Source organism: Geotalea uraniireducens Rf4, from assembly GCF_000016745.1.
In the GTDB taxonomy this organism is placed as follows: domain Bacteria; phylum Desulfobacterota; class Desulfuromonadia; order Geobacterales; family Geobacteraceae; genus Geotalea; species Geotalea uraniireducens.
On record NC_009483.1, the window covers coordinates 3,024,095 to 3,042,277 of the forward strand.

Here is an 18,183-nt window from a genome sequence, read left to right on the forward strand (position 1 = left end):
TTCCTCCCGAGTCTTTCCCTTTACTGCTGTTTATTTTCCGTGTCGCGTTTATCGTCCGCATCGTCGAAACTGCTGTCGAAACTGATCACCTTGACATCGAGCCATTTGGCCACGAAATCCTCTACCGCCTGGTTGCCCGAAGCGGCGGTCTTATCCTTCCCCGCGCCAAGGCTATTGGTCTGCTCAATCATCTTGCCGCTGTCCGCCAGCCCGCCGGCCCCCGCCAGCGCGCCGATGCTGACCCCGCTGTCGGCCGCAGTGGCGCCGACCACGGACCCGACAGAGGCAGCAATGTTGCCCGCATTAACAAGATTCGGAGTGTCAACCACGACTATGCCCCCGGCAATCCCCGCCTCCCCGGCATCAATCGACCCTTTCGTCGCAGAGAGGTTGACGTCGCCCTGTTGCGTACCGGGAGTATAGCTCAAGGTCCGAATGCCGCTCCCCACCGCCGGCGGGCTGAAGACCAGCATGTATTCAGCAGGAATTTTTCCTTCCGGGTCGAGCGCTCCCGTGCCATCTTTCAATACCAGTTTAGGCGGATCGGCGCTGATGGCCGCTTTGGACCCTCGCCCGGCATTGATGCTCCCCTTCTCGCTCCAGACGTTTATGTCACCACCGTCAAAGGTCATCACCCTCGCTTCGTTGACGTTCACGTCCCCCCCGGCGTAGATGTTGATGTTGCCACCCTTTGCGGTGAAGATCCCTGTGTTTTTCAGATTCTCTTCCTTTTTCTTTTTATCCAGATTGATGGTGCTCTTCCCCACATTAACCGCCTCCCGCGCCAGGATGTAAATGTCGTCAGCCCCGGAATTGGTGCTGATCTGGGAGGAGGTCATATTGATATTGCCGCCGTCATTTGCCGGATCTGCGTTCAGGGCATAATAGGCGGCAACTGCCGTTCGTTCATCGGCAAGCCGCTGATCTGCCGCAGCATAAAGTTCTTCAAATTTTTCCAGATTGTCGTGTTCTTTCTCGAAATTCGCTTGCGCCTTGAGTTGTTGAATTTCAACAGCGGTATTTTTCATACTGTCGAATTGACCTGTTACATCAGCAAAACCCGCCGCAATAAGGAGATCGCTCCCCTTCGCACCCAGGTTCTGATTAAAGGCCCCGCCATAGGTCTGGAGGCCCCTGGTGGTGCCGAGATCGATGTTGTGACCGGCCTGGACCAAAAGTGTGCCCGAACCGCCCAGCTCGATGCCTGTGCTGCTGTTGTCGCTCCCCGAAAGGGAGCTGAAGAAAATATCCCGGCCCGCCTGGATGGCCGTCATATCGCTCGCCGAGTGGTTCTGGCCGACAAGATATATGTCCCGTACGTCCCGGCCGGCGCTGATTTGCGCCTGTTTCGGAAGGAAGAGTTGCAGGTTCTTGATGTCACCGCCCGCCGTGATCGTGATGGGAGATGGGTGCTGCTGACGCTCTGACTCCCATTCAGGATCGGTGTTGTGCGAGTGGGAATCGAAAAAAGTGGATTCTTTCGGAATAGCGTCTGGATTGGTATTTGTATGGGCGTTGTAAACTGTCTCGGGGTCAATGTCCGACATGGAGATTTTGGTGTTGCCTGTATCTCCGTGATTCACGCCGCGGATGTCCCCACCTGCAATCAGTGTGAGTCCCCCCTGTGCCGAAGGGGCCAATGCCAGATTATTGCCCAGGTTGATATTACGGCCGGCTGCAATCTCCAATGTCGGGGGGAGTATCCGCGCCTTCCAAAGAGCATTGAAAATAGAGTAATAGTTGCCGGAAGTAAGTCCGGAAATGGCCACGTCACCGTTCTTGGCATGCAACCGAACCTTGGAGTCGCTGCTGTAAAGGAGATTCCACCTATAGTCGTTGCCGCCGTTATTAATAACAACGGTTGGGTTGACTACCGAGCCAAGGGTGACGTTCCCTTGGGCCGACACATCAGCTTTCGTGGCAAAGGCCTCTATGACCGTTTCCACAGGAGTGCTTAGTCTGCCATAACTGTCAGTGGTCTGCGCTGTGCCGAAGTTGCCGAGACTACGCAGCTCGGCATTTCCCTGCCTGGTCAGAAAGCGTCCATTCAGGTTGCCACCCGTATGGAGCAGCAAATCACCACTGCCGAAGGTCCCCGCCTGGGAGTTGAAATCTCCGCCACTAATCACTTCAAGTGTGCCGCCGGCCATTGTCGCCAATCCGCGCACAGGCTCATTTTTCCCGTTTATTTTGAAAGAGGCACTCAGGAAATACTGCGCAGTAGTCCCAATCCCCACTTTGTTCATGTAATACCAGGCAGCCGGCGCCACGCCCCCCTTGATGTCTCTTCCCGCAGTCAAGGAGATGTCGCCTCCGCCGGCATAGTCCCAGTAGTTGCCGGCAGGCGTGGTCTGCTCGCCGGTGGTACGGATGGAACCCAAGAGGCCGCCAGGCTCAAACAGGTTGAAGTCGCGGGTGACACTGATTGCAATATCTCCGGTCGCCGACTGAATTACCCCACTCTTGTTCATCACCAGGTCCCCTTCCACATTACCCTGGATGGTGCCGCCATAGGTGCCTATGTTATATTTCAGGTCATTATTGATCATAGAACTTGCGGAAATGGTGCCGATGACGGTATTGCCGCCCGATGCAAAACTGACGGGCGCCTTCTCACTATAAACCGACTGCTTGTCTGCGATCGTCAAGATCCCTTTGTCCGGCTTGACCGCCATGGGATCTGCGGCATTCAGATCAGCGCCGGCCACGAGCCTGATCCCCCAGGAAGCGGCGCCGCCGTTGGTTCCCGGGAGTGCGCTCTTGGCCGTGGGTGAATCCGTCAGGGAATTGTTGATGTTCAGGTTTCCCGCCGCACGCAAGGTCAGGACTCCCGGCTGGCCTGCTGCTCCAAAGCGCCAGAAGGTAAGATCCCATGGCGTGTTCAGGGTGAGGGAGCCACTGCTTCGCACCTCGATGCCGGGACGGAGATCAAACTGGCCGGCGCTGACCGTCTGACTTTCCATCAAGGCCGCAATGGCGGTGTTCCAGCTGGTCAGGTCGTCTGAGGTAATGGTGCCGGCATTCTGCGGATTGACGACCTGTACGGCCTCTGCCGTTTTGCTCGACGCTCCCTTGACGGTGACGTTCAGGTTGCTGGTATTGACGCGGCTGCTGTCAAAGGCGGCTGCAGGCGCCCGTAAAGATACGCTCCCTCCTTTACCCGCCCCGCTTACATCTATCGATCCTCCGGCCAGGTTCAGGACCCCGCCGGCTGTACCGAGGGACACGTCGCCGCCGGTACCGTTTGCTGCCGTAGCCTGTGCCCCTATAGTGCCGCTGAGCGATAAATCCTTCCCCGCATTCAGCGCCACGGTCCCTCCCTGGTTCCCCGAGGCATCGACTGTTCCGGCAACGGTGACGTTACCGGCATCAGCCGCCACCCTGAAGAGATGGGCCTTCACCCTGTCATCCGCGGCAACCGTCACATCCCCGTTACGGCTGCGGATGTTCAACTCTTCGGTGAAGCCCCCTGCCGCCACCTTGTCGTTGAGGGCGGAAAAAGTTGCCAACTGGCAGGTATCGAGGGTAAGGGAGCCACCTTTGCCACCGTTGCTCATGCCTAGCAATTCGCCGCTCAGGTCTGCTTCCCGCTTATCCGCAATGATTGCGACAGTGCCGGCATCGCCTGCTCCCGGCGCGGAAACGTCAATTTTTGCGTCCTTTTCAAGGGTCATGACCCCGGCGGAACGGAGTTCAATCCGCCCGGCAGATTCACTGTCCGTGGTTCCGTCGGCATTCGGTTTGTAATCATGCCCCCTCGCCCGGATCGCGGCGCCGCTCCGGAGTTTGATCCCGTCATCGGTCCCGGTCCCGGTCGCCTCCAGTTTCACCCGGCCGGCGGGGAGGTCGATGAGACCGCTGCTCTCTATGCTCCCGGCAGTGATGTGGATGGCGCCGCCAAGCGCCGTATCCTGCCCTGCCTGGGCACCGCTTGAGGCGAGCGTAAACGTCCCGGAACCTGCATCTATCTTGAAATTGGCCGCCTGGTAGGTGGGGGCGAGAAGCGCGCCGTTGGCATCGGTGACTGTACCCCACTCCACATTTGGGGCCGCCGTCAGCCTGGCTGTTGTCATGTTCAGGTCAGCGCCGTTGGTCGTTAGCGAGCCAACCCCTTTCAGGGTCATATCGTTCGTGCTTTTAAGGTCAACTTTGCTGAAGCCGTCGAGCATGCCATCACCCTTGCCGATGGTCATGCTGTCCGTGGCGGTAAGGCTAAGCTGGCCGGTGGCGGCTGATGCTGCGCCGGTATACTTCGCGCCGCTGTTGAGCAGGGTGATTACCGGTGCGGTAAGGGAAACAGCTCCGGTGCCCCCCGTCTTGGCGATCCGCCCGGCATCGATGGTCAAAGCCTTGGTCGCTGACTCGGTGAAATCCCCGTAGAATGTTATATCCGAGCTTTTCAAGGTAACGTCGGTAAAAGGGTGTGTGTTTCTTTCGCTTGCAACGGTGAGCCGCTTCCAGAGTGCATCGGTAAGGTAGAACGCAGTGGCTGAGCTGCCGGACTTATAGTCCTCAGCCACAAAGGAGAGCTTGTCCCCCTTGAGAATAAGCTTGCCGTTGTCTGCAACCAGGGGCGAGTCCCCCTGCAGCTCAACCTGCTTCGTCTCAAGGCTCACCGTATCGGTAGCCTGGACCTGCCCCCCCGCCTCCACGACAATTTTGTTCTGACTGACCAGATTGACGGTCCCGCCGCCATCTGCCGTTGACGCCGGTGTCCCCGTTATCTTGGCTTTGACCTGTGCGTCTTTTTCGATGGTAATGGCGTCTTTCGCAGTCAGGGTTACCGTCTCCGCTTCCAGGGTCGTCCCCTGCTTCACCGTAACCGTCACGGTCGAGTTCGCGGTATTTGCGGCATCAATCGAGCCGAGCCTGACCTCTTTCAGCCCTTTTCCCAGGGTCGAGGCGGCCAGTTGGAGCGTTCCAGCCAATCCGGCAGGAACCGGGCTCGCGAAATTGAAGCCCTTGTCCAGGGGAACCGTATCTGCCTGGACCGTCACGTTTTTGCCGCTCAGGTCTACCACCCCGCCGCTGGACCCGGCAACGGCGTCCGCCTTCAGGGTCCCGTTGAGGATCGTGGTGCCCCCCAGCAGGGTTATCGTGCCCGCATCGCCGCCGCTGAACTCGGTGGCAGATGGTTTTGTTGCTACATCGCCCGTCAGGTACGCCCCCGGCGTGAAATTACCCTCCCTGAGCACGTCCGCAGCACTGCGCACCGCATACCCCTTGAAAACCGGCGAACTGATGCCAGTCCCCACGACCGTCTCATAACCGGCGGCCACCGGATACCCTTCGGTGGTAACGAATTGTCTACCCGGCATCACCGTGCTTCCCAGGTCTGTCAGGATCAGCGCCCCCGGCAGAAAAGCGTACTGCTCGGGGAGAAGTGAATAGGTCCCCTCGTTTAGATAGCTGCCGTCACTCAGACGGATTGCCGCCAGGTGAACGGCGCAGAAGGGCTTGCTCTTTACCTTCCCGTCCACGTCCGTATAGGTGTAAGTGAAGCCGGGCAGCTGCACCGAATTGTCCGGAACAATGACATAGCGGTCAGGGCGAGTTTTCTGATTGTTCAGAATCCCTTTAGCAGTGATCGGATTCACCGTCCCCTCGATACCGGGCATGAACGTGGTTGCGTAAACGGAACCGCCGCCGGACACGTCGATCGTCGCCTGCTCCCTGACAATCACCTCTTTGCCGTTGATGGTGATAGACTTTTCCGGGGCCGCAGTCACGATTGTCCCCTTTGATTCGAGGCCCGACTTCTTGTCCATGAATCGCATGACCCCGTCGGCATCGACAAAGCCGTACGCCACCGGCGCAGTGCCGGCAGTGGTCAATGTGCTCCCCGGCGCCAGGTATACGCGACTCGTGGCGGCATAGGCGGGGGCATTGTTCAAGGAGATCGTCCCGAGCGGGGCGGCAATGAAACCATTGTGCTCGATGCCTTTTTTGGCATTGATGGTGAGGCTGCCCCCTGCTGAGTAGACCGGAGTGGAAACAACAGGCGCCGCCAGGGTGGTGAACTTCCCTTCCACGTTGATGGTGAAATCAGAGCTGACCATCCCCTGCGCCGGACTAGCCGCGTCAAATGGATGCATCATCGGATAGATCCGCTCAGCCTTGATGGTCAGGTCCCCCGGCACCGCCAGTGACCCGTTCCAGACAGTACCTGATGCAGAATCGGCCAGTCTAAGATCATGCTTCGCATTCAGATTGGTGGCGGCAAAACCATCAAGGGCGATTTTCCCTTCGACATCCAGCCAATCGCCGGTCAGGTTCAGCGTCGCCGTTTCCGCAGCGCCGGTGGTTACAGGGACTGTGGAAGGATTGCTGTCGATCAGCCTGATCCAGGGCGCAATGAAATAAACTGCATCCTTGCCGGAACCGGTGATTTTGGGCGCATCCAGAGTCAGGCTTCTGCTGATGGACAGCCCCTTGCTGTACTTTGAAACGTCAAAGCCGGTAAAATTTAGGCCATTCAAGCTGGTAAAGGTGAAGGCATCGAACCCGTCGTCCGTGAACCCCTTGATCTGGTCGGCGGACAGGGAGAGGGGGTTGACGCTATCCCTGCTGGTTATACTCAGCCCCCCCCCTTTGATTCCCTCCTTGCTGCCGGCGCTGCCGATCAACTTTCCGTCGAGCCTCAGGTCACCCACGGCGGCCAGAATGACCTCTCCCGGGGCACCCGCCATTAACGTGGAGGTCCGCATCCCGTTGACAGCGGTAACAAAAGTTTTTACCGGTGCTATGCCGGCAACGCTCACCAGCGAGCCGGAGGAAAGATTCAGGTCGCCCTTGCTTGCATCGAGGGAAATGGTGCCACCTGAGAGTGGGAGGTATCCTGTATCGGCTTTGCCGGCCAACGTAGAAAGATAGGGCTTGGCGAATCCATCAGCCAGCAGCTTTCCTTTAATCTCAAGGTCACCCTCATTTGCCGTCACCGTGATCCGACCTGCCGGCGCATTGAGGGTGCCATGCACAACCACATTCGGCGCTGTCAGAGATATCATACCGTTAGGGGCTATGGTCTCAATGGTCGCGCCCGGCGCTACGGTCAATTTGGCTTTTGGGTTTGGCTCATTGACCATGTTTCCCTGCGCGTCGTCATCTCTTGTACCTTCAAACCTGGCATTGGCCGTTAACGACAGGGAGGTTGTCCCCAGGTAATCCGCCAGTGCAAGCCCGCCGGGGAAGAGTTCACCATCGGCAGGCCTCGTCGTGAGTTCGGTACCGGCGGTATCAACGGCCATGCCGGGTGTCGGCATGGCCAGCCTGGTTTTTGATGGAGCGAGGTCGATCCCGTTCAAGATGGTCAGATCGTCCTTGCTTTTCAGCTCGATATTCGTGAAGCCGGTGTTGGCCAACCGGTTGCCGGCAAAGGTCAGTTTCCCCTGGATGTCAACAGGCAGGGTTGTGTCGCCGGACTGGAGATTCCGCTGCAATGACTGCAGATCCGGGTCAGCAGCCGGTGTTACCGCCACCTCGCCGGCATGCATAGAAATTGTTCCGCCTTTCATCCCCGGCAGAGCGTATCCACGCAGGTCGCCGTCCGCCACCAGGGTCGAGCCCTGCAACGTGAGCGTGCCGGCATTACCGCCAGTAACCTTTCCCTTCTGGTCGATCAGATAGCCGCCGCTCACATCCACTACTGCGCCCTCTCTGATGGTCACCCCGAGGCCGCTGTCCGTCTTGTCCTTGATATCGATAACCCCGCCCCCCGTGTGGGCGATGCGGGGCATATCGCCAGCTGCGCCGTTGGCGGGATAATTGTCAACCCTTTCCCCGGCAACGGAAATCCGACTCCCGTCAGCCAGGTAGATTTTCGACACGAGGGGATGGTCGGGATTGTCCGAGTCAAACGTGGTCTTATTGTCCATCGTCTTCAGGGTCACATTCCCGCCGGGAACAGTGATGTCACCGTCAATCTCGATCCTCCGGGCAACCACGCTCAAGCCGGAGGTACCCTTGGTCCCATCGGCATTCAGGTACGACGCGGGCCGCAGCTCCAGGCCGGCATCTTTTTCCAATATGAAGCTGCCGTTGGTGTAGATATTGAGCAGGCTCAAACCGGCCGTGCCCAGCTTGTTTGTGGAAAGTTCGCTCGGATGGAGATGGTCAAGCTGAGTATCTGCGGTGAAGGTATTATCCAGCATGGTTGTGTCGGCTTTCATCGCCACGCTGGTGAGCGTCAGATCCTTCGATTTCACATTGCTGTCATCTCCGGGGCTCGTGCCGATGGTGAGTGTACCACCGACCGGTTCGACCCACCCCCGCGCCTTCACGTTCCCCTGACTGTTGGTCGGTTCCGCATTCTTGGTCTGGTACAATCCGCGTTGCACCGAACCGTCCAGCTTCCCGTCCAGGACTACCTGCCGGGCATTTACCAACAGACTGCCGGCGTTGCTCCCCTCCACGTATACAGGGGTTGCATTTGAAAATGACGACGCGGTCGAGCCGAGGACCCGGTCATAGGTGATGTTTCCCGGCGCCTTGCTGATATCGTAAATGGTCAAACCGGAGACGAGCTTGGTGCTTTCCACGCTCCCCGCCCGATAACGGAACCCGCCACCGGCAAAGGCAACGGTCGCACCTTCCCTGACGATAGTATCTCCCGACGCGGCATTGATCGTGATTTTTCCACCCGCCGTGCTCCGCTGGCGGGCAGTCCGGTCCAGCCCATAGAGAGCTCCCGATATATCGCCGATTGCCGAACCGGTCAGGGTGTCGATGGTGATCGTTTTTCCCTTGAGCGGCCCATATTTCTGTTGCTGCTCATCCTTCAGGACCACGCTGCTGAATTGCACCGAAAGCTGCCGGTCCTTGGCGTCCATGTCGTTCCAGAGGCCGCTGACCGAGGTAGTGCTCCCGTTGTCCAGGTATACCCGGTTGCTGGCGTTGAGGGTTATCCGCCCGCTCGGCGCCTCCATCGTCCCGTGGTGTTCTATGACGTTGACAGCACCCTGGTGGAAGACGTTCGGCAACTGCGGGTCATTGACCTGAAGGCCGGAAACGGTGATTTGCCCCCCCTGTAAGGGTGTCTGCTCGTTGAACTTTTCCTTGGCGTCCGCTTCGGAGTCAGGCAGGGGGGTAATGGTCTGGCTCTTCTCTCCGGTTACGACCCGGTCACTGGCAAAGAGTTCGATCTGTCCGTTCCGCTTGAATGCGGTCACGCTTCGGATCAGACCCTGTTGCCGCACGACCCCGCCGTACATTCCTGCCACTCCGTTGTCAGCCAAAATCTGTCCGTTCTCCAGGTTTACCGCTTCCCTGAGATTCTGGTTCTGATCCTGGTTGAACCTGACAAACAGAGCACTTCTGGTGGTATCGGGCGAGGTATCGTTGGCAAGCTCCACATCGGTGCCGGCCACCAGGGCGGCCTGTCCCTGGGGGGTGATAATCGTGCCGTTGTTTTCCACGTTCGGACCGATGAGAAAGGCCTCGCCGAGGTTGCCGGCAGAGATGCTGCCATGGTTGGAAACCGCGCCGGGGAGATTGTTCACCGCATCATAGCCATTGTTGTCGGTTCGGCCGTTGTAGTTCTCCGCCTTGAAGTGCAGGATGCCGTTCAGGAAATCGTCATCCTTGATGTTCAGCGACGAGGCGGTCAGGGATTGGACGTTTATCTGCGAGCCAAGGCCGAACAGGATGCCGTTTTGATTAAGCAGGAATACCTTGCCATCAGCGGTAAGCTTGCCGTAGATCTGGCTTGGGTCCTTATCGTGGATCCGGTTGAGCACCGCCCAGCTGCTATTCTTCTGCTGGTCGAAGTGGACCCAGGCATCCGTCCCGATATTGAAGCTACTCCAGTCGACCACAGCCCGAGGCAGGTTCTGCTGGATGATCAGTTTGTTAGGATTGGTCGGGTCCGGTGCTATCCCCTTGATGCCAACCGGCGTTGCGTCAGGTTTCACCTGCGGCAAGGCAGTCGGCGCTACCTGTGGCAGCGCAAACTTGCCGTAATAGCCGGCAAGATTTCCTGCCAGCGTAACGGCCGGGGAAACGATGGTTTCCATGACCAGGACGAGGGCGATGAGCCTCCGAACCATGGATAGGCCTTTCCGGGCTTGAACCGTGTTTGCCGACACTGTGTCCACTGAACATTTATTTCTATCAGAACGCATATTTGACCCTGAAATAACCATGACTATCACCTATCTTGACTGCTTCCGTATCTTCCAGGGCAAATCCCCAGTCCAGCTGGTACTCCAGGTTGCCCATCAAAGCGCCGCGCACCCCGAAGCCGGCCCCCTGGAGAACGACATCAGGCCGCTGCGCAGGTAGCGGATTTTTCAGGTGCAGCAGGGCTGCATCGTAGAACAGGTAAGGGATGCACTGCGCTTTTTCCTTGTAACGGGAAAAGGAGGCGAGATCGGGGGAGGACAACTCGACGCTCCCGTGAAAGGCGCTGTCGCCGAGCTTCTCGCTCTCCCGGTAGCCGCGGACACTCTCCATGCCGCCTGCCGCAAACTGTTCATTGGAGATTAACGGCTGGTCGGAAATCTGCCCGTCAGCCTTAACGTGCAGCCCGAAACCGGCCGGCAGCTTCTGCATCCGGTCCACACCGAGGGTAAGATAGATATAGTTGCCGTTCCCTTTGAAACGTTTATCCGCGAACTCCTGCTGGTCTGAGGCGAGATTGCGAAAAGCAAGATTCAGGGCCGCTGAAAACTGGGTGAACCCCGATCCATCCTGCAGCATCGACGAATAGGCGAATGACCAGGGCAGATAGGAAATGGGGCTCTTGCTGGCTTCCACGCCGTCCAGGTTGACGGTATCCTCGAAATCCTTGTAATCGAGGCCGCAGACGAAGCTGTGACTGTAGCCGTCTTTGGGCGCAAGCGGCAGCATGTAGCGGGCGCCGACAATGTTCCCCTTGCCGACGGTCTTGAACCCTTCGCCGAAGGCGGACTGGCTGTCAGACCAGACCCCGTAAAGGACCAGCTTCTGTTCATCGTTCCACGGTGCAGGCAACGTGTATGAACCTGAGACGACCTGCACCTCGTTCAGTTTTTGCGGCGACGTCTGGTACTGGAGAGAAATGGAATGCAGCCGCTGCCAGAAATTGTCGTAGTGAAGCGCGCCATTCAGGCGGAGTCCGGTGGTGCTCTGGGTGGAGCGGTTGTTCAACTCCAGGCTGCCATGGAGGGGGCGGTGGTCCTCCACCTTCAGTTCCACGTCGACAACGCCGATTTCCCTGGAGGGGGTCATATTCGGCATGACCTTCAGGTCCGGAATCCGGTTGATCTTGCCGATCTCCTGCTGAACCCGCGGCACGAAAATGATCCCGCCGGATTGGAATGACGGTATCCGCTTCAGGATCATCTCCGTCGAAAAGTAGCGATTGCCGTTGACGGCAACCTTGCCGATTTTGCTTTCGATGACTTGCAGCCTTATCACGCCCCCGTCAACGGATTGTTCGGGGATATTCACCAGCACCGTCGGATATCCTTCGTCATGGTAGAATTTTTCCAGGACGTCCCGCGCCTTTTCCACATCCGCAGAGGTCTTGCCCGGGCCGAGCGATCCCTTCATCAGCTCATCCAGGCGCTCGCGCTGAAAGATGGTGTTCCCTTCGATAACGATATAGCTGATCTCGAAGACCGCTTCCTGCTCTTGAGCCGGCGCAGGTTCTGCGGCCTGAACCTTGTAAGCGAAAAACAGCAGTATCAAAATGCAGAGCACAAGGATCAAACCGACAGTGCGCGGATGTATTTCCGCCTTCTTGTTGCTATAACCGATCATTGGTTTCCATTTCGTTCTTCATATCTTGTGCGTTTCATGCACATTTACGGCTCTTCGACGATTTGAGTGGGTTGGTATGCCGAGTTGGGGTATGATGGCGTCCCCATCACTCAACCCGGAGGTTTAGTCACTGATATGAATCCTGAAGATCTTTTTGGTGCTGCTCTTGGAATTGCCATCCCGTGGAAGGTTACCTCTGTTGACTTCAACAAGAAGTCAAGTCGTTTGGACATAACCATCGACTTCCAGCGGGGAGCCACCTTTCCCTGTCCGGTCTGCGGAACGTTGTCACCAGTCCATGACACCACGGAGAAAGAGTGGCGGCATCTGAATTTCTTCCAGTACGAAGCCTACCTTCATGCGCGTGTTCCACGGGTAAAGTGCCCTAACAGCGACTGCGGCGTGAAGTTGGTCCAGGTACCCTGGGCTCGCGCAGGCTCAGGATTTACGCTGCTGTTTGAGGCCCTGGCCATGACCATGGCTCGTGATTTGCCGGTGAAGGTCATGAGCAGGCTGTTTGCCGTTACCGATACCCGTCTATGGCGGTTGATTCAATCCTATGTCGAGAAGGCAAGGGCCGCAGAAGACTTCTCCGAGGTGAAGAGGGTCGGTGCGGATGAAACCTTTGCCGGGCGCAGTCATGACGAGAAATTCGTCACCTTCTTCTTCGACCTCGACATGCATAAGCTCTTGTTCGGCACGACGGGAAAGGACAACGAAACAGTCAAGAGCTTCGTCGCGGACCTTAAGTCACATGGCGGCGATCCTGATAGCATCACAGACGCTGCTATTGACATGTCCAAGGCATTCATAAAGGGTGTCAAAGAGCAGTTGCCCCATGCCGTGGTCACCTTCGATAAATTCCACGTCATCAAGCTTATGAACGATAAGCTTAGTAAGATAAGGGCTCAAGAAGCCAGGTTATTTCCTGAAATCCTGAAAAAGAGCCGAAACTTATTCCTCAAAAATCCTGAGAACCTGACGCCGGAAGAGGAGCAGCGCCTGGATGCCATTATCACCAGCCAGAGCTTAAGGAGTACAGAAGCTTACATGCACAAGATAAACCTTCAGAACGTCTATTTTGCTGCAAGCCGACAGGAGGCGGAAACCCTGTTGACCAAATGGCATCGCAAGGCCGCCGCAAGCTCAATACAACTCATCAAGAACATGGCAGAATCCGTGAAAGAGCATTGGGATGGCATTCTGGCACATTTTGACAGCAGGCTGACTAGCGGTTTCATCGAGGGTATCAACAGCCTCATCCAATCAGCCAAAACTCGGGCACGAGGGTATCGGAATCCTGACAACTTGATCTGCATTGCTTACCTGGTTGCAGGCAAGCTCAACCTTAAATCGCTATACCCTCTACCCACTTGATTCGTTGCAGAGCCACATTTACGGCACTTTTCCCGACAACCGTACGTTAAATCTTGAGGTTCTCTGTTACAGCCCGCAACTCCCTGCTCAACGCCTCGCCGTCGCGAAAGCCGTCAATCCGCGTTGCCTCCCGGCCGTCCCGGTCAAGGACGACAATCAGGGGGAAGCCGTCCTGCCCGTACTGCGCTTTAAACTTCTGTTCCTTGTTGGAATTGACCTTGAGCCAGACAAACCGGTCACTGAGGAGTCGTACGCGGGGGTCCTGCACGCTTTCTTCGAACAGCTTCTTGCACCAGCCGCACCATTCAGCGTAGAGAACCAGCACTGCCGGCGTCCCGTTCTCCTTTGCAGCGCTGAGCCCCTTGTCATGGTCTTCCAGCCAGGTAATGGCGTGCTTGCCGAGTGCAGAAGCCTTGACCAATGAAACAACTTCCAGATCGAGGGTGATATCCTTGCCGGCCAGCGGATGATTGAAATCCGCGGTAAAGGATGCGGCGTCCACCGCGGTGATTGTTCCGCGCTTTCCCTGCACTTCCAGCGGGGCCCCGATTCGCGGGGCAATGTTGATGCTTATCTGCTCACCATCCAGACGGACCTGCACCTCGCCGTATGGTTCGGTAAAACGTTCGCCGTCCTTGGCCAGAAACTCCAGGGTTGCCTCTTTTTCGCTGACCGCAGTAATCCGCGACTTGAAATAGGGGGCAAGTTCCAGCTCTTTGCCGACGACGGGAAAGGCGCCGAACTGCTTGACATATTCATCCGCCGGCATGCGGATGGTCTTCGAAATGGTTTTGACTGTGGGAAACTGGAAGATTTTTGCCGGGTCGGAGAGGCCGAACGCCTTCTCCGCCGGCAGTTTCACGCTCTTTTTTCCGCCGATGGCCATACCGGGCACCGCCTCCCCCAGGCCGGGGATTGCTGCCGGCGTACCGGCGATAATCTCTTCCGGGGCAAGCCGCTGCCCCGGGTCATTTGCCACAGCCGCGCGACTGGTGCGCAGAAGCTTGCCGGCAGCATCGGTGACCGTGTAATCAACCGTTACCACATCCCCCTTTTGCACCGTGCCGGGAGTCTCGTTCAGGTCGATGCTCGCCGTGGTTCGGCCGCTCTTGACCGCCTCATCTAAAGCGGCATTGGCCTTCTCCGGGGAAGCGGCCTGATTCGTACCTGCTGCCGGGGGTGTTTCTTGTACTGCGGCACTCTTTAAAGGCTGTCCGGCACAGCCGGCGAGGGCAGAAACAGCCGCCAGAATGACAAGCGACCGTTTTACGGCGTGCGACGATATAATCCGCTGGCAATGATTCATGTTCATTTATCCTTTTGTCCTGCCTGTTGTTCCACCGATAGCACCGTGATGTCGCAAGCCAGTTCTTCGCCGCCGAATGGATTGCTGTAATCCAGGGTAATCAAGCGGTCATCGACCTTGATTATCTTTCCCACCATCGGCCCGCTCCTGACGAGACTTCCCGGCCGGGCATCGATGTGAATTTCATATTGATCCTCTGCCGACCGTATTATCCCCTTGCCAAACGGTGTCGAAACTTCTGTCCCCGGTATGGCTGAAAAACGGATCAGCACCTCATTGTCGTTCACCGACTCCACTTTGCCGGGTATGAGCGGGTCTATGGCGTACTCCTTACCGACCTCAGGTGCTGTCCCCTTTTGAGCCATGTAAGTATCCCGGGAGATACGCAATTCCTTGGGGCGGACCCTGACCCGCGCTACTTGCAGCTTTCCCTGGCCATCCGTTGCTGTTTTCTTTTCAACCACAGTCATGCTCCTGCTCTCACCCTGCCGCATGCCGACAACCTGGACCGCCACTCTTCTGGCAATCTCATCTTCGAAACTGGGGAACCGGACGCCTGCGGCAACGCTCTCTGGTGAGCCTGCAGTTAACGACAGCGGCTCACTATCCTTTTTAGGGAGATAAATTCCTGCATTGGCTGCCGACTGATCCTTAACCATGGTTGCCGCGGCCAGTTCGCCGTTTTGCAGACGGCAGGCATAATGCAAACCGACGCGGTCGCCATTCTGAACCACCGGAACGTGCGCAGCGCACCCGCTTTGCACCAGCAAAGCCGCGACTAATATGATGATATTGCTGATGTTCCAACCGGACTTCGTCATGTTTATCCCCTTCCTGTTCCCACTTACGGTCCCGCACCCTAACAGAGGTTTGTTACATCAGCACAACAGCTGTATGAAATTTCCATTACCGAATTGAATCTTTTCCGGTCACAAAAATGTGAGTCGATCCTCTTGTCGGCCGCCGCAAATCAACCTTCTCTGCAGCGGAATATAAATCGTTACCCATTTGTCACAGGAAATATGAAAATTCAGTGCATGCTTGCAAAAATGCATGCTGGCTGACCTATGCCCAGGCATTTCATACCAAACTTGCCATCATTCAATGACCACGGTAGCTCCGAGTTTGTGTAAAACACGGAGGTCTGCCAAATAAAGGAAGCTTTTTGAATGGAGCCGGGTAGCTGTGCTTATTTGTTTGGAATTGTCGGCTTACGCGGAGAACAATTGTTACACGAGGAGACAAAGAGGACGATGATGAAGAAAAGCTTTTCACAACTATGGAATGGACTTGTAATCACAATATTGGCGGCATTGCTGGGAGGATGCGGCAGCTTGGCCTGGGATTCTACAACCCTGACAACCGGAGACGTCGGCATTGATGTCAGCTACGCAACTGCGCCTGGGTGTAAAAATGTATGGATAACGGTAAAGCAGCTATGGGTGCACACTAACCCCGTTGCCGAGATTACCGACAGCGGCTGGCAGAAGCTTGATTTTTCGGCCAAACCGTTGACCATTAATCTTTCTGATCCGGCACTCGGCATAGATGGTGGAGGAACGGGCGTTGCCCAGCTAGCCGACCGGCTCACGGTGCTTGCGGCCGATTACTATCAGATAAGGCTGTTTCTCGCCGCCACAGAAGATCCTTTGGCATCATCTGCAGCTGCAAAGAGCCTGAAATACAATAACCAGGTGGACGATATCGATCCGGGCACAAGCGTCGTCACTTCCCGCCCGCTCCGCATTCCTGCAGCAAGCCAGGGAATCAGTATTGTCAGAGACGCAAAATCCCCCATCGTCGTGCAGGCTGGGAGTTACGCACGATACGCCATTAACTTCAACCTGGCGCGGGATCTGGTTAAGACCGACCGGGAAAATACCGGAATCTATGAATATATCCTGAAACCGCAACCGCTCATCATCAATATGGCCAATGTCGGCGGCATTAAAGGAAGCCTCAAAACGTTTGCCAATATGTCCGGATTTAATTTTGTTGTCAAGGTAGTCCAAGCCGGTAACGAAGTCTTGTCCGGCACCCCAAACGGTATTAATGCAGACGGCAATTTAGCGTTCAGCCTGTACCCGCTACCGGTGACGAAAGATACCTACGATGTTGTCATTCAGGGACGGAAAACCGATACCTTTTTAATCCATAATATCACCGTAAAAGCAACCAATTTCCCCGTGACAGCGGAGTCACTTAAATCATTTGTCAATTTAGACCCGGTACCGATCGTCAACGGCAGTGAATACCCGATAAATTTCAGCGTGAAACCTACCGGCGCCAGCCTGAGCTTCTCACGGACATCATCTTTCAGTAGTTTAGGGGCATCATGTGTTGAATGCCACACTGGTCAAGCATCCGTCACGGAAACCTATCACCTTGATCCGTTCAACGGCAAGTTTGCGACGCCGCTCTACCTCTCCTCCAATCCGCCCCATATCAAAACTTTTAGCGAAAAAGACTTTAAATATTTCGCACATGCCGACAACAATGGGGCCTACAAAGTAGTGGCGAACGCCCTCTTTCACAAACCCTCCGCCGACATGGACATCACTGCTGCCAATGCCGGGCAGACACTGAACAGCATTTCGCCGCTTGCCCTGGATACCGCTCAAGGCGTTGCCGTACAAGGGACCATCAGCCTGGGAGCTGGAGCTCCGACCGCCATGACTAAAGGGTATGTACTGGCTACTCACGGCGGCATGATAATCGACCGGGTTGAAGCGGATATGAGCGGAGCCGGCTCGTACTCTCCATTTACTCTGCCTGCCGGCCGTTTCGACTCCTACTATGGCCTCTACGCCTTTGGCTGGAACGTCAGCAGCAAAGCCGCAGGCACTGGGTCAATCGACCTTCGCAAAAGCACCACCCCATCTAGCGAGGCGGAGATCACGATGTTGCCCATGAACTAGACGCCGATCCGCAAGCAGAATGGTATTCACGAAAGTCCCGGCTTGCCGGGACTTTCGTTTATGCAACCTGTTGTACAACCTTTTTCCTGAACTACCTCGAAGGTATTGAGGAAGACTATTGGGACACCTTGAACTACTTTGATAGGAATTATGTCGAAGGGCAATAAGAAGCCCCCTGCTCTTCGACAAAAACATTTCTTTTAGGGGCAGGAATAGCTGGAAGAGGAACTGAGGAAACAAGCTGGGTTAGAGACACGATTTTTTCGTGGTTTTTGGGACGGTTTGTTGCTGCTTGAGGTGAGTCAGTTTTAGATAGGGGTAATTTGCTGTTGTGCTATCACATTTTTCCTTCGGAGTATAGGCATTGTCGTCTCCTCCTTCAGTGCAGATGAACGCCATCATGTACCGGACTTTTCGATTGTGTCTCATCAACTGCAAAAAATCGCTGAATTCCATATTGGGAAATATTGCAATATATAAAGGCTGTTGGTTAGGAAAATGGCGAAAGCAGGACTATCTCTGCTTTACATGGAATTCAAAAAGTAGCACAAAAAAGATTACTCTCTCTGGGTGGGACTGGCAATAAAGCTGGCAAAATATCTGCGACCTTCTCACGTCTCGCTTGAGATCAATGCTATAGCTAACGCAAAAATATTGCATCGTATTGCAAAATATTGCAGCACATTGCTTTGCCACATGTCCCTGTTTTACCGTTGTTTTTGGGGGTGCTTTTGCAGATAAAGGTTACTCCAAATAAAAAATGGGCTAGCAAACTTGCTAACCCATTGTAATAATTACGTTTTTCCCACAGTAACCTTTATCCTGCTGAGCTACGGGGACAAA

6 protein-coding genes are annotated in these 18,183 nt (G+C 55.9%); 2 read left to right on the forward strand and 4 right to left on the reverse strand.

All coding sequences use genetic code 11. The features are described from left to right. Window positions 1–20: 20 nt before the first annotated feature. Window positions 21–10,043, reverse strand: coding sequence for a filamentous haemagglutinin family protein (locus tag GURA_RS13280; RefSeq protein ID WP_011939465.1), 10,023 nt, complete (start codon window positions 10,041–10,043; stop codon window positions 21–23). Between the two features lie 64 nt (window positions 10,044–10,107). Beyond that, entirely contained in the window at window positions 10,108–11,739 is a 1,632-nt protein-coding gene (locus tag GURA_RS13285; RefSeq protein WP_011939466.1) for a ShlB/FhaC/HecB family hemolysin secretion/activation protein, read from the reverse strand. A 135-nt stretch (window positions 11,740–11,874) separates the two neighbouring features. On the opposite strand from GURA_RS13285, the gene GURA_RS13290 reads away from it, so the two are divergent. After that, window positions 11,875–13,116, forward strand: coding sequence for an ISL3-like element ISGur7 family transposase (locus GURA_RS13290; RefSeq protein WP_011937631.1), 1,242 nt, complete (start codon window positions 11,875–11,877; stop codon window positions 13,114–13,116). 46 nt (window positions 13,117–13,162) lie between these two features. Here GURA_RS13290 and GURA_RS13295 read toward each other — a convergent pair whose 3' ends face one another. Both GURA_RS13295 and GURA_RS13300 read right to left on the reverse strand, forming a co-directional pair. Then, window positions 13,163–14,422 (reverse strand): thioredoxin family protein, encoded by a 1,260-nt coding sequence (locus GURA_RS13295; protein ID WP_049818922.1) that lies wholly within the window; start codon window positions 14,420–14,422, stop codon window positions 13,163–13,165. A 2-nt stretch (window positions 14,423–14,424) separates the two neighbouring features. Continuing rightward, a complete protein-coding gene (locus tag GURA_RS13300; protein WP_011939468.1) occupies window positions 14,425–15,243 on the reverse strand; it encodes a hypothetical protein in 819 nt (272 codons plus the stop codon). Between the two features lie 432 nt (window positions 15,244–15,675). Here GURA_RS13300 and GURA_RS13305 point away from each other — a divergent pair, with 432 nt between their 5' ends. After that, the gene (locus GURA_RS13305; RefSeq protein WP_011939469.1) at window positions 15,676–17,340 is read left to right on the forward strand and encodes a DUF4382 domain-containing protein; all 1,665 of its coding nucleotides are present in this window, start codon (window positions 15,676–15,678) and stop codon (window positions 17,338–17,340) included. Window positions 17,341–18,183: the final 843 nt, after the last annotated feature.

Bases quoted from the DNA above. Each gene is read 5' to 3' on its own strand.
- GURA_RS13290 (WP_011937631.1), top strand. From the start codon at position 11,875: ATGAATCCTGAAGATCTTTTTGGTGCTGCTCTTGGAATTGCCATCCCG.
- GURA_RS13305 (WP_011939469.1), top strand. From the start codon at position 15,676: ATGATGAAGAAAAGCTTTTCACAACTATGGAATGGACTTGTAATCACA.
- GURA_RS13300 (WP_011939468.1), bottom strand. From the start codon at position 15,243: ATGACGAAGTCCGGTTGGAACATCAGCAATATCATCATATTAGTCGCG.
- GURA_RS13280 (WP_011939465.1), bottom strand. From the start codon at position 10,043: ATGGTTCGGAGGCTCATCGCCCTCGTCCTGGTCATGGAAACCATCGTT.
- GURA_RS13285 (WP_011939466.1), bottom strand. From the start codon at position 11,739: ATGATCGGTTATAGCAACAAGAAGGCGGAAATACATCCGCGCACTGTC.
- GURA_RS13295 (WP_049818922.1), bottom strand. From the start codon at position 14,422: ATGAATCATTGCCAGCGGATTATATCGTCGCACGCCGTAAAACGGTCG.